The organism is Enterobacter sp. SORGH_AS_0287 (assembly GCF_031453695.1).
GTDB lineage: Bacteria > Pseudomonadota > Gammaproteobacteria > Enterobacterales > Enterobacteriaceae > Enterobacter > Enterobacter ludwigii.
Genome location: NZ_JAVIZW010000002.1, coordinates 133425 through 146854, shown reverse-complemented (window position 1 = coordinate 146854; position 13430 = coordinate 133425). Strand labels below are relative to the sequence as shown.

15 protein-coding genes are annotated in these 13430 nt (G+C 52.6%); all 15 read left to right on the top strand.

The window, feature by feature from the left end:
- The first annotated feature begins 12 nt into the window (after nucleotides 1-12).
- Nucleotides 13-750, top strand: a complete 738-nt coding sequence (locus QE396_RS23175) for a helix-turn-helix transcriptional regulator (RefSeq protein ID WP_166673370.1) — start codon at nucleotides 13-15, stop codon at nucleotides 748-750.
- A gap of 552 nt (nucleotides 751-1302) precedes the next feature.
- A complete protein-coding gene (locus tag QE396_RS23170) occupies nucleotides 1303-1707 on the top strand; it encodes a type IV conjugative transfer system pilin TraA (RefSeq protein WP_104440560.1) in 405 nt (134 codons plus the stop codon).
- A 17-nt stretch (nucleotides 1708-1724) separates the two neighbouring features.
- Nucleotides 1725-2030 carry a type IV conjugative transfer system protein TraL gene (gene traL / locus QE396_RS23165; protein WP_104440559.1) on the top strand — a complete coding sequence of 102 codons (306 nt, stop codon included), beginning with the start codon at nucleotides 1725-1727 and terminating at the stop codon, nucleotides 2028-2030.
- A 21-nt stretch (nucleotides 2031-2051) separates the two neighbouring features.
- Complete coding sequence (gene traE, locus QE396_RS23160; protein WP_185791742.1) at nucleotides 2052-2624, top strand: type IV conjugative transfer system protein TraE; 573 nt, start codon at nucleotides 2052-2054, stop codon at nucleotides 2622-2624.
- Nucleotides 2605-3375, top strand: a complete 771-nt coding sequence (gene traK / locus QE396_RS23155) for a type-F conjugative transfer system secretin TraK (RefSeq protein WP_185791741.1) — start codon at nucleotides 2605-2607, stop codon at nucleotides 3373-3375. Before traE ends, traK begins: the two co-directional genes overlap by 20 nt.
- Nucleotides 3362-4702 carry a TrbI/VirB10 family protein gene (locus tag QE396_RS23150; RefSeq protein ID WP_185791740.1) on the top strand — a complete coding sequence of 447 codons (1341 nt, stop codon included), beginning with the start codon at nucleotides 3362-3364 and terminating at the stop codon, nucleotides 4700-4702. Before traK ends, QE396_RS23150 begins: the two co-directional genes overlap by 14 nt.
- 167 nt (nucleotides 4703-4869) lie before the next feature.
- On the top strand, nucleotides 4870-5313 hold the full coding sequence (gene traV / locus QE396_RS23145; protein WP_185791739.1) for a type IV conjugative transfer system lipoprotein TraV: 444 nt from the start codon (nucleotides 4870-4872) through the stop codon (nucleotides 5311-5313).
- Nucleotides 5310-7913: a type IV secretion system protein TraC gene (traC, locus tag QE396_RS23140; protein WP_185791738.1), complete on the top strand. Its 2604-nt coding sequence runs from the start codon at nucleotides 5310-5312 to the stop codon at nucleotides 7911-7913. Before traV ends, traC begins: the two co-directional genes overlap by 4 nt.
- Nucleotides 7889-8311, top strand: coding sequence for a type-F conjugative transfer system protein TrbI (gene trbI / locus QE396_RS23135; RefSeq protein WP_104440553.1), 423 nt, complete (start codon nucleotides 7889-7891; stop codon nucleotides 8309-8311). Before traC ends, trbI begins: the two co-directional genes overlap by 25 nt.
- A 161-nt stretch (nucleotides 8312-8472) precedes the next feature.
- Complete coding sequence (gene traW / locus QE396_RS23130) at nucleotides 8473-9111, top strand: type-F conjugative transfer system protein TraW (protein ID WP_234047625.1); 639 nt, start codon at nucleotides 8473-8475, stop codon at nucleotides 9109-9111.
- A 108-nt stretch (nucleotides 9112-9219) separates the two neighbouring features.
- Nucleotides 9220-10209 (top strand): conjugal transfer pilus assembly protein TraU, encoded by a 990-nt coding sequence (gene traU, locus QE396_RS23125; protein WP_185791737.1) that lies wholly within the window; start codon nucleotides 9220-9222, stop codon nucleotides 10207-10209.
- 9 nt (nucleotides 10210-10218) lie between these two features.
- Nucleotides 10219-10782, top strand: a complete 564-nt coding sequence (trbC, locus tag QE396_RS23120) for a type-F conjugative transfer system pilin assembly protein TrbC (RefSeq protein WP_185791736.1) — start codon at nucleotides 10219-10221, stop codon at nucleotides 10780-10782.
- On the top strand, nucleotides 10779-12389 hold the full coding sequence (locus tag QE396_RS23115) for a conjugal transfer protein TraN (RefSeq protein WP_309952856.1): 1611 nt from the start codon (nucleotides 10779-10781) through the stop codon (nucleotides 12387-12389). The genes trbC and QE396_RS23115 overlap by 4 nt, the downstream gene beginning before the upstream one ends.
- A 97-nt stretch (nucleotides 12390-12486) precedes the next feature.
- Nucleotides 12487-12639 carry a hypothetical protein gene (locus QE396_RS23110; protein WP_309952933.1) on the top strand — a complete coding sequence of 51 codons (153 nt, stop codon included), beginning with the start codon at nucleotides 12487-12489 and terminating at the stop codon, nucleotides 12637-12639.
- Complete coding sequence (traF, locus tag QE396_RS23105; RefSeq protein ID WP_309952853.1) at nucleotides 12636-13421, top strand: type-F conjugative transfer system pilin assembly protein TraF; 786 nt, start codon at nucleotides 12636-12638, stop codon at nucleotides 13419-13421. Before QE396_RS23110 ends, traF begins: the two co-directional genes overlap by 4 nt.
- The last annotated feature ends 9 nt before the right edge of the window (nucleotides 13422-13430 follow it).

The window sequence follows — 13430 nt, the reverse complement described above, 5'->3', positions numbered from 1 at the left end:
GAGGAGCTGAATATGCAGGCGCAGAAAGACCCACAAGATGAAACCGAAGCTCAACAGCTTTATCGTGATATTTATTTTTTTCACAAGCGTTACATAAAGTGCTGGTACATTAAAGATTCCTGCCATCACATTGTCGATGCCAGCGAGGGATTTATTTCTCGCTTCCTACCCCCTGGGATCACTTTTGATTCTGATCTTCCTGCGTATTACGTAACAGAAATTGCGGACAGAAATAGTGAAATTATACACAGTTTTGAATCACTGGTTACTGAACAAAAAAAGACAATCAATCTTTTGGTCTGGAACATTTTCTGCGATGTTAACGGCGTCAGAGCTTTCATCATGACCTTAATGCCCTGCGAATACAAAAACAGGGGAGGTGTGATGGTTTTTCTGGCCGATCTGGCGGAATGTAATCAACGTATAGATTGGTTTTCGTCTCTGCTGCCCGGAGCATTACCGACAAGGAAGAGGACCAGTCTGATAACGTTATCCGAACAGAAAGCGCTGGCCAGAGTCACGCCAGGAGAATGGGAAACAGCATGGATGATTATTTGCGGATGCTCAATCAGAAAAATTGCGGCTTATAAGGGAGTAAGCCCTAAAACTGTGGAAAACAAAGCCAGAAATGTTTATGCAAAGTTAGGTGTTTTTAATCGTGAGGGATTGTTAAGTGCGGCGGAAGAGTATAAATGGATCAATCGTATTCCAGAAAAATTGATTTCATCACCTGCCATCATCAGACTATGAATAACCTTTTCCCTTCATAGTGTAACTGTCCGTAGCCTGTCTTAAAACTTATGCGTTAAAAACGCCCTCTTTCCGATTCAACATCTTTTAGAATGATTATTATTGAATAAAGAATGTTTTTTATAAAAGACAATGGTTTTTGGGATGAGAATATTGATTTTCCTCACTACGAATAACGAAGATATGAGGACGCGTTAACTTCAGACTCAGTCAATGGCACTATGGGGTTATTATCACTCGACACCCGTCTAACTTTTTATTCGTGCTGTTTTTATCATAATGAATAAGCGTTGGTAACGATTTTAGTGATTAGCGAAAACACGTCGATTACCTGGGTTTAAATTATATCCGGCGAGTTTTTTTCCGGGTATGACGTTATGCGTTCAGGAAAAAAGGGGAGTTCTTTTGTCGCAGTAGTTGTCGGGTGTGTTCTCCCCACGACAGGTTTGACATCCTGGGGCGGTAGCGTCCTGGAGCAAAAAATATTGCGCAGAAATGACTTTCCTGACGAGAGAAATATGATCTCCTGTTAACCCTGTTTGAGGAAAAAATATGGTTAAGACGTTGCATAAACAGCGTGAAGAGCGTTTAGCCTGGCTGCCTGAAAGGTTCAGGTTTTTATGCGGTATGGCTGGGGTGATGTCCCTTTACCCGAGGTGGCCTAACCGTCATCTGGCACCAGTGGTGTTAAAATATCTTGCGGTTTCGCTACTACTCTGGCTTGCCGCACGGGGCATGGTTCACGCTGAAGATCTGACTTCTGCAGGCAAAGCAGACGCTCAGGATACGTTTGGTCCGGATTCCACAATGATGTACTACTTCATGCTGGCTGAAGCGGTACTGGTTTTTCTGCTCTACCTGCGTAACCACAATCCGGCTACTTTCCTTTTTATACCGGTATTCATCGTGGTCACAAAAGTGGTGTTTGCCATTATTTCCGCCCGGTCGGGTGGCTGATAATCTGGCCAACCGTCATGAATGAAACGCGTGCTGCTCGCTTTATTTTTCCCCAGACCCTGAATGAACGGTCAGGTCCCGTGGGATTACCCACAGACGAAACGCTCGCGGTATTTTGCCCCATGGCATGGGGCTTTTATACGGGACAATATGTCACTGGCCTGATCATGTCAGTCATACTCTGGACGGGATTAAAACATTTCAAAAAAGGCAAAGGTTCCACCTGGTTATTTAACCTTTGCTACTGGTCTTTTCCTTCGATTCTTTTCAACGGCAGATACAAATTAATACCTGATTCGTCATACCGGTTGTGGCTTCGCTGAGTAAACCGTAGGAGGGAGAGTGTGGAACTGAAGGCGCACCGCTTTATGGGGCGTTACACCTCGCTCGCATTTGTCATGCTCCTGGGGCTGCTTGTCATCTCCCTGAGTGGCAATACGCTGGCTTGGTTACAGATCGATGCCCTGATTAACAGCCATGAGGAAACCTATATTCCGATGGGACTGGATGCATCCTTTACGCTGTCCCGTAACCGAACGGATGCGAGCTATCTCGAGCAGATCGCCGAATCGTTAGTGTTGCTTCGCTACAACGTTTCTCCTGAATCGGTTAAGGCCAATCATCAGGCATTGCTGCGATTCTTCGACAATGAGACACGTCCTGCCATGCAGGACGTCCTGGCGGAAGAAGCCCAGCGGGTCATTGATAATAACGTCACCTCGGCATTCTATCTCTCAGGTCTGGATACTTACCCGTCCGCGGGCATGGTGGATATTCATGGCACTGTTCAGCAATGGATAGGCAGTCGTAAGCAACTGCCTGAAGAGAAGACTCTCAGGCTGGAACTCCGTTATCGCCGGGGGATGGTCACCATCAAAGCATTCAGGGAGAAGACAAATGTGTCTGCGTTACATTAAGTTCGGGCTGTTTTTAGCCGCCAGCGGGAATTTCCAGGTTCATGCCAGTCCCGTATCCCTGCCCCCTGTTGATATTCCCGTCGGACCTGACAGCCAGGTCAGAATCGCGATCAGCAACACCGATCCCAATCTGTTTGTCGTGCCGGGGGACCGTATTATTGCTGTCGACAGTGTTCAGGGCATGTTTGTCAATGCCAACAAGGCGCAGGGACAGGCGAACGGGGGGGTTGTACTCATGACCACGCAAACAAGGCCCTTCACATTTTTCTTACGCACGGCAGGGGGACTGACGGTCTCGGTTATCGGGCTGCCCCAGAAAAGACAGGGCCGGGTGCTGCATTTCATTTCCGATACACCTGCGCAAAATGAGTCCACCCGTCAATGGGAGAGATCGCAGCCTTACCTCCATTTGCTGACCGATATACAGAAGGCCGTTCTGAAAGGGGAGGCGCCGCAGGGTTTTCTGAAGGCTCCAGTCGTCGCCATGCCACGGCTTCAGTTAACTGCCGGACTCAGGGTGGAGCCGGTGGACATGTGGAGCGGTGGAGAGCTGCGTCTCTATCGGCTGGATGTCCGCAATACCAAACGTCACGTGGTGGCGTTCACTGAGAAGCTGTTTCAGGCAAAAGGCGTTCGCGCCGTGATGATTTATCCTTTCAAAACCCGATTAATGCCTGACGAAAATGCTTCTGTATGGATGACTGCCTCAGGTGAGAATGAGGATAAGAAGGCGCATCGTGACCAATATTAATGTGATGACGCGCAACAAGCAGATGGCTTTGCTGGTGGCACTATTACTGGGTCTTGCAGGCGCAGGTATTGTAGCCTGGTACATTGGATCCCCTTCCCGGGCCGCACCGGGACAAAATCAGCCAGTTAAACCTGTCCCGGATATGACCGGGGCGGTTACCTCTACCACCTTTGGCAAAAAGGTCAGTGAAAGCGCAGTCGCTGACCTGCAGCACACGGCATCTGAGGTGGACAAAAAACTGAACCAGTTTGAGCTGCAGCTGACGAAGATCACCGGAGAAAATGAGGTGTACCGGAAAACGGTACAGATGCAAAACGATGCATTAAAACATCTCCAGATGCAGATGGACTCACTGCGTTCAGAAAATCATGCCGATACGCTCAAACTGCGGGATGACAGGGCCGAACCTCAACTTCCTGTCGGCACATCCTTACCAGCATCAGTGCCTCCCCCAACAGCATTTTATCCGGGGCTCCCGATGAACCAGACGGTGAACTCAGGCCGTGCACAGCACCCATCTGAGCTATCAACCATGACCGTCGGATACAGCCGTACCAACAGTAAACGTCACACTCTGCCTTATATCCCTTCTGGCAGTTTTGCCCCGGCGACGGTGATTGAAGGCGCTGATGCTAATGCATCGGTCACTGGGGAGAGTGCCTCCTCTCCCATGCAGTTTCGTTTGACGGGGAAAGTGATTCTGCCGAATGACGGTGAATATGATCTGCGCGGTTGCTTCGTGACGGCCGCCGCGTATGGCGACATCTCCAGCGAAAGAGCGTTGTTGCGCACCGATCGGTTGTCATGCCAAATCCATAACCGGATCATCGATCAGAAAATCAAAGGTCATATCTCTTTTATGGGCAAAAACGGCATCCGTGCGACGCCCGTGATACGTAACGGTAAAATAGTCGGGTTTGCTTTTGCCGGCGGAGCCATTGATGCCATGGGAAGCGCCATGTCCAGTGTCGGGTCAACGACGGTCGGTCTTGGCTCCTCACACAGCGTAACGAGCGGAGAAGTTGCTCGCGCGGGTCTGGGCGGGGGGACCTCCCAGGCAGGGAAAACCCTGTCGGAATATTTCATCAAGCGTGCTGAACAATATCACCCCGTCATCCCTGTCGGGGCAGGCGTCTCCGTTTCTGTTGTGTTTCAGGAAGGTTTTCAGCTCAGGTATGTCGATGGAGAGGACGCAAAACCAACCCGACAGACACCACCAGAAACGTCTTCAGATAATGGCATCAGCATCACGAAAGAGGTGTTAAACGAGCTAAAACTGGGTGACGCCGTTGGAACGGCGAACCCGTCAACGGCTACGTGGAAATAAGGCTGCTATCCGGAGAGCCACTTCACGGCCGTGTTGAAACAGGAGCGGATTCGGTTTCCGATGGACTGTATGTGTATGCAATGCCGGAAAGCCCGCACTCTTCCCATACCTTCACGCGATTTCTGCCCTCATTCTTCACAACGTTGTTCAGCCCACAGGACCCAGTTATGACCAGTAATCTGACTGCGATGCTTACAGGTATTTGCCTGCTTTCAGGCTGCGCTGGAATGAATACGGATTTTGACTGCCAATCGCTGGCACACGATCGCTGCCTGACCATGGAAGACGCCAACCAGTTAGCCCGGCACCTGCCAGCTGAGGCCAACAGAAAAGTGGAAACCAGCATACCGGAGATCTCTGACATGCCATCGTTGAAGCCATCTTCGTCCATTCCCGGCATATTGGCAGGTAAGGGAGGGTATTCATCCCGCGGGTCAGACGTTGTCATGGTCTCAAACACGCAGACCCGCGCGACGCTGCCCGGGAGAGCCGGCCCGGTTATTGCGCGTCTGTGGATTGCGGCCTGGGTAGATGATGATGACGTTTATCATGCTCCTTCTGTCGTCTCATTCGTTGCAGTACCTGACCACTGGATTGGGTACAGAAAATGACTCTTTATAATGAATTTTTCCGACGCATGCTTACCGGCTGGCACATCAAGGACGGAGCACCGGAAGCGGGCGCAGTGCTGAAGGAGATGGCCTACCCCTCATTGCTCAGCATGCTTCCCTACCGGCATTTCGACCCTGAAACAGGTATGTTCATCAACAGCACTACCGTCGGATTTGTTCTCGAATGTACACCGCTTATCGGTGCGAATGAGAGCATTGTGGATGCCCTGGACAATTTTTTGCGCAATAAGCTTCCCCGTGAAAGACCCTTCAGCGTGCTGCTTCTGGGGAGTAAATGCGTCAGTGATATGCTGGATACGGGCCTGACGGGGATGAGCTGGCGGGGTGAACATGCGGACAAATTTGCACGCATAACCCGCGCATTTTATGAGCGTGGCGCCCTCTATGGTCTGCCAAACAACAAAGGATATCCACTCTCGCTACGTAATTACCGTCTGTTTATCAGCTACGCAGAAGAATGTCGTCGTCTCGATGACCGCGTCTTCAGCTCGCTTGGCCAAACACTGAGTATCCTGCAGCAATCTCTCTTTGCTGTCCGCCTGCATTCTGTGCTGGTCAATGATGGAGGATTACTGGGGCTGGTACGTGAATTGATCAATTATCGTCACGACCAGGTCACGCCACCGTCCCGTAAGGTGGATCCTTATGAAGAACTGAACGCACAATGTGTTGAGCCCTCAATCACGCTTGAGGTCAGGGCAGACAGTCTTCGACAGAGCCTGTCAGCGGCCAACGGTCAACGAATCTCCACGCGTATAATGAGTTTCATGCCGGAGAAAAACCCGGAACAGTTTGCCTTGTGGCAGGCGGGAAATAACCTCAGTAACCTCCTTGATCCCGGATCAACCGTACCCTGTCCCTTCGCCATCACCCTGACGACGGAGCTGGAACCTCAGGCAAAAAGTCAGAACGAAGCGCTGCGCAAATTTGCCACTAACGACAAGCGTGCAAACTCTCCCTTCGGCAAATGGGTGCCCGGCGTAAAAGCGGCGGCCCGGGAATGGGATGGGTTGCGCTCCCGCCTCTCGAAAGGACAGTCGGCGCTGGCGCGTTACAGCCTGAGCGTCACGCTGTTTTGTGAGGATGATGACGAAAAAGCATTGATGTGCGAGCTGGCGTTAAACAATACCTTTCGTGCCAACGGGATTGTGTTGTGCCCCCCAATGTTTATGCAGATGCGTAATTACCTCGCGCTGTTTCCATTCATGATGCCGGAAGGGTTATGGAGTGATATGAAGCGCAGTGGCGCTACGCTGAGGGCGGAGGCGTTCAATGTGGCGAATCTGATGCCCGTTGTCGCGGACAACCGGATCTGCTCCAGAGGCGTGCCGATCCCCTCTTATCGCAACCAGCTCTCGTTTCTGGATCTTTTTGACAGTGACTCCGGGCTGGGTAATGACAACTATAACCTGGGTATATGCGGGACGTCAGGTGGCGGTAAATCCTTCCTCATGCAAACCCTTATTCGCCAGATCCTCGAGAGCGAAGGACGGGCATGGGTTTTCGACATGGGGGATTCCTATAAAACATTGTGTGCCAATGTGGGGGGCGTGTATGTCGACGCCACCGAGCTGAAATTTAACCCGTTTGCAGGGGTCGTGAATATTGTTGAATCGGCGGAAAGTATTCGCGATTTACTTTTGGTTTTGTCGTGCCCGTCAGGTGGTGTTGGCGATACCACCAAATCCATTCTTCTGAACGCCGTGCAAAGCGTCTGGATGGAAAAAAGAAATGCGGCGCTAATCGATGATGTCGTCGCGCATCTTAAGACGCTGGTTTTATCCGAACAGTATCGTACGGCCGATACCGTACGAAACCGGATGGAAGAAATTATTGTATCCCTGCACAAATACACCACCGGCGGCATATACGGAGAGTATTTCAACAGCCCAAACCCGGCGCTGGATGATTCGGTTCGGTTTTGTGTACTGGAGATGGGCAAACTCAAGAACAAACCCGATCTTCTGGCCGCCATCATGTTTTCCATGATGATTTATGTCGAACAGCGCATGTTCCTGTCGCCACGCAGTGAACGTAAGGCGGCCATCATTGATGAAGCCTGGAAACTGCTCGCAAGTGAGAGCGGTTTTATCGGCGACTTTATTGAAAACGGCTACCGAACGGCCAGGAAATACGGCGGCGCCTATATCACTATCACACAGGGTATTGAAGATTTTGATGGTGAAAAGGCCAGTGTCGCAGCCAAGGCAGCCTGGTCGAATTCGTCCTTCAAGATCCTGCTTCGTCAGAATCTTGAGGCGTTTCGCAAATATAACCAGACAAATGAAGGGCAGTTTAGCCCTGCTGAACAGAGCATCATTGAAGGTTTCCCGTCTGCCAAAGATGCCCATTTCAGTGCCTTTATGCTGCGTGTCGCCGGTCAGGTTTCTTATCACCGTTTGCTTCTCGACCCGCTCAGTCGGGTGATGTCCTCCTCAGACGGTAAAGATTTTGAATATCGTGAGCAGAGCCTGCGCGAGGGGAACAGTGTTGCCGAGACAGTGTGGCGTCTGGCCTGCCACAAGTATCCTGATGAAATGGAGTTACTCCAGAAATGGATGCAACAGAGATCCCGATAACAAAATGCATACGGTTGCGACGCCAGCAACGCAGCTGGCGACGTATCGTCACGTCAGTGGCGGCTGTCAGTGGCATTCTGCTTCTCCTGAACGCGTGGCTTACGGTGAGAATTTTCTGTTCGCGACAGCAGGAGGTGGTGACCTTTGATATGCAGGGCACGGTGAACAGCTTTATGGCTCAGTTGAGCCATCAACATCCCGGAGAGGAGGCGGTAAAAAAAACCACGGGCCGTTTCAATGCTGCACTCAACGGTGCATTAACTGACTGGCAACGACATCATGACGTGATCATCCTGGTGGCACCGGCGGTGGTCGCCGGTGCGCCGGATATTACACCGGAGATTCAGGCGGACGTGGCGAAACGCATGTCGGCAGCGTCTGCACGTCAGCGTCCATGATGAGAAAGCCAGATCTGCTCCGTTGATGACAACGGCGCCTTTTTGTCATCACACAGGTTACGAAAAACTGCGTTACCGGTCGTGAACAAGCCTGTTCACGCCATCAATCGTGAGCTTGTTCCCTGAACATCATCCGGGCCTCGGTCCAGAGGCAGGCAATCATGAGAAATACGATGAGAGACAGCCTTATCGCTATATTTTTACTGGTCGGGCTTTTGCCCCTGTCTCAGGCGAAAGATCTGGGGACCTGGGGTGATACCTGGCCGGTTGCGGAACAGAGTTTTCTCGCGTTTATCCAGACGCGACTGGCGACAATGATGAACAACGGGACGCTCTCTGCGCTGGAGCAGCAGTTTGCGCAGCGGGTGGAAGCACATGCACTTCGTCCGGTTCCGGTACCTGGCCTGAGAGCCGACTCCCGGGAACATGTCTCCTGGTATGATCCCACTTTTACCGCGGAGCAGGACATTGCGGACGCACAGCATCACATCTTCGTTCATCAGGGCGATCGCATCAATCCCCTCGACACACTTTCCCTGAATCTCACGCTCTATTTTATCGATGGCGATGATAAGCGCCAGATCGCCTGGATGAAGGCCCAGAAGCCTTCCACACCCTATTACAAAATCATCCTGGTTAACGGGAACGTGCGGGAGGCCTCGGACAGCCTGGCTTCACGGGTTTACTTCGATCAGCAGGGCGTCATATCCCGCAGGCTGCAGTTAACGTATATCCCGGCCAGGGTCATACAGGACGGACGACGCCTGAAAATCACGTCCGCCGCACTGCCTCAGGAATAAAAAAATACCATCATCATCGCGCAGCGGAACAGCGGAACAGCGGAACAAGGAGAGAGAACGTCTGTTGCACCCTGACCTCGTCAGGTTTGACATCGAGAGGAGACGCGAATGAAAGACACATTATCCGTCCTGGCGCTGGTGGCATTACTCAGTACCGGAGCGACAGTACGTGCCTCTGCGCCGGAGTGTCAGGGACATTTTGTCAATCCGATCACCGACATCTGCTGGCGGTGCCTTTTCCCCCTGACGATTGGTAATGTAGCGGTTGCGGCTGGCAATGAACCGGATACGGAAAATCCCTCCAGTCCTGTACAGATCTGTCCGATGAGTGAGCTTTATCGTATTGGTATTGCGATTGGGTACTGGGAACCCTTTGCACTCACTGACGTTACCCGGGCTCCTTACTGTATGGTGAATCTGGGCGGATTCAGTATCTCTGCCGGCAAACTTGGCAGTGGTGGTGGAAAACGTCAGGGTGGGGATGATACTGCCGCGTTTTATCACGTCCACTGGTACAAATATCCGCTGACCTGGTGGCTCAATATTATTACCGATCTTGGGTGTATGCAGGGGGGCGATATGGACATCGGGTATCTTTCCGAACTGGACCCGACCTGGAATGACAGTTCGCTGGCGTCGGTACTGTCTCCCGAGGCGTTTCTGTTCGCGAACCCCGTCGCTCAGGGGGCCTGTGCTGCGGATGCCCTGGCCAGCGCGGTATCCATGCCCCTCAACTCCCTTTTCTGGTGTGCCGGTTCACACGGGAGTCTTTATCCTTTCACGGGGTTTGTCCCTGACCAGGCCAGCCCGCAGGCAGCCAGTGTGCTGCTGTCAGAACGCATGGCATACAAACTGCACCGTCAGGGCATGATCATGAACAGTGTGGGGCAGAACAATAAAGTGTGTTTTGAATACCCCTCTCCGGTCATGCCAAAAGACCGCTTCCGGTATCAGATGGTGAATATGTACCCCGATTCGGCACGGTGTCACCCCTTTGGCCGAACCGTGATGGCCTGGGAAGCTGGCCATGCCACACCGGCCAGCCGACAGAACTTCGGTTACCTCATCTGGCGCAAACGCAACTGCGTTTTTCTTTGAGATCTCCTCATGAAAAATATGATCGTTATCCTGCTGTCTGGCGGGCTGCTGACCGGTACCTGTGCGCAGGCTCTGAGCCTGGATGACCCCCTGCGATTACTCCACCCGATCCCACAGGCGCGGGCTCTCCGACCACCCGTTGTCTTTTCACCGAATGCGACCGTCGCCGGGAAACCGTTTCGGCCAGCCGCTGAGGAAGATGCGCGCCAGATACTGTATTTTCTCTCTTTTTCTGTGCCGCGCGATGGCCTGAAGCTGATGATAGCGCAGGCCAGCCATCTTCATGTTCCCGTGCTGGTCAATGGTCTTATCAATAATGATTTTCACGAAACGGTACGGGTGCTTTTTAAACTCATACGGACAGAAAATGCCGGCGGTGTTCAGATTGATCCCCTGTTGTTTGAACGTTATGACATCAGCGCGGTGCCCGCCCTGGTGGTGACCTGTGAGGCCGGGTATGACCGCTTAACCGGCAATCTCCGAATAAAGGAGGCGCTGGCACGCATTGCTGAAGAAGGAGAGTGTCGCAACGTTGCCCGACAGTTTCTGGCTGGAATACGGGAGGACAAATGAAACCCCTATTAAGCGTCCTTGCCGGCATCTTTTGCTGCGCATGCGCCCTGGCAAATTCGCAGTATGACGAAGCTTCAAATTACGCCAGCGATGTAAAGGGAAAAGGACTGGATACCCTGAAAAATGCCGATCCGGCGGCATTAATCCCCGGCTTTACGGATAGCCCGGAACAGTCGAAATTGTATGGTGGGATAACGGCAGACCAGAATAGTGCGCTTGACAGTAAGGGTACCCGGGAGATGAATCACACTGAGGCAGGCAAAGCCCTGCTGGATGTGATCAAGCATCGTCCACCAGACCGGATTTCAACGGATGCTCCCTTTATCCACGGCTCGCTGGAGGTTGAGGATAAGGCGGAGAGCCTGACGCAGGACACCGACACGCAGTGTCGCGACGTCGAGATCAATAACACGCAGATTACCCGTTTTACCTGTGAGCGCACGCCTGCTGTAGAGCTTACCTGCACCCGAAATGCCGGACCGGGCGGGGGACACGCCGAAGATATCGTTATCACGAAAACGTTCAGCATGCGCAATAACGATTTTGTCTACCGCTACGATGGCGACAAACGCGTGACATTTCAGTTTCGTGCACCCGCATCAGGAACGGTGATCCGTGCCACGCTTACCCTGCATTTTACTGACAGAAATCTCTCCTACCGCATGCGCTGGTGGGGAGTGAACGAAGATTCCGTGGCGAAAAAGGAGAACTCATGGGTCTTAATCGGTGCGACGGGGGCAACCCTCAGTCAGGATCGATTCTCCCCGGCTGGAGAGATTGAAAATCAAAACTGTCTGCGCGGGAATCCGTCCCGCTGCCAGAATTATGCCCGGAAGACCCTGAACTGGTTGAAAAATGGCTCTGACGGTCAAATGAGCCTCACGCTCGAGATGCAGGTCAGAGAGAAAAAGTGGGTGCCGGACGTGGTGTGGACGGAGACCTGTCCCTTTGATCCGTCTGAGCAGGTCAAAACCGGCAGCGTGTGTACTTCGCCGGGCGGAAACCGAACCTTTATCATTAACGGACAGCCAGTTACCTTGCAAAGCGATTGCTGGCAGTACACCGATACCTATATTTCACAATCGCCGGATAGCGGTACCTGCGAACCCTACATGAAAAATCCCGCCTGCACTGTGGGCAGTATTGCCTGTATTGCATCGCTCAGTGATACCTGTCTGCGTGAACATGTGGTCTTCTCCTGTGAGAAACACACCCGCAGCACAGCGCACCTGTGTGGGGGCGAGCTGGTGTGTGCAGACGGCAGCTGCGATCACGCTGAAAACAACGCGAACGCTGATTTTCGCTCCGCCGTATCTGGTCTTGCGGCACTGGCCGCTGCAGGAAAGGACGTGGCTCAACTGAACAGCATGAACGTGTCGGCCTTCACCGGCAAGGCCATTAGTTGTCGTAAAGCCATGGCTGGATTCAGTAACTGCTGCAGGGATAGCGGCTGGGGGCAGGATACGGGGCTTGCCAGTTGCAGTTCGGAGGAAAAGGCGCTGGGCCAGGCGAAAGCACGGAAGTTGACCATCTATGTCGGGGGATACTGCGCGCACAAAGTCCTGGGCGGTCTGCACCGAGAGGAAAGAAGGGTACTGCCAGTTTGACAGTAAGCTCGCAAAAATCATTCAGGAGCAGGGGCGACGAGGGCAGCTTGGGAAAGGATTCGGGCGCGGGGAATCACCCGACTGCCGGGGGCTGAGCGTGGCTGAGCTACAGCATCTTGATTTCAGGGCCATTAACTTTGCTGATTTTTATGATGATCTTGAGAATGGCACCACGCTTCCGGAAGACCGGTTCCTGATCGAACGGATAAAACAGCAAATCACAGACAAAATGAAGGACGGTGCTCAGTGAAGCTCTTTTTGGTTGGGCTGCTCATCTTTGTGAACGTCCCTGTTGCGAAGGGCGGGGACACCACCATGGGACCTGCCACCATAAATACCTATGTTGACCGACCCATTGTGGGCTGGCACTGGTACAACGAACCCCGCCCTGAAGACGAGGCAGATACTCAGGAGAACATTCCCCTCAGCCGCCTTTCTCCGACCCTGCAGATGGCCCTGTTGAAAAAGCTGACGCAACAGCGACTTTACCGCGCCATTCTTTCACCTTCGGAACAGCACGCGGCAGATTTTTTGCGTCTGCAGGCTTATCTGGTACGTCTTTCCGGCCAGTTCACGCAGACGGCCAAAAAAGCCCTGCTGGATTATCCGGCGCTGGATTACAACCTTGAGCACAGCCGCTATAACAGCACGGCCACTCTGCAGCAAAATGAGAGTCACCAGAGGCAGAGAATAGCCATCCATTCGCTGGGTCAGCGCTACGGGCTTTTTCTGTTTTATCGCGGGCATAATCAGGTCGACAGCCTCATGGCCGCCAGCGTGAAAGAATTTACCACGCAGTACGGCCTGTCGCTTATCCCGGTGAGTGTGGATGGCACGCGCAGCGAGGCGCTCCCTCAGACGCGAGCGGACAATGGACAGGCGCGACGTCTGGGCGTCAGTTACCTTCCTGCCGTCATGCTGGTTGACCCGAAGAAGGGGCATGTTCAGCCGCTGGTATACGGTTTTATGACGCAGGACGATCTCGCCCGACGTTTTCTCGATGTGGCAACGGACTTTAAGGCACAGTACTGAACACACTCT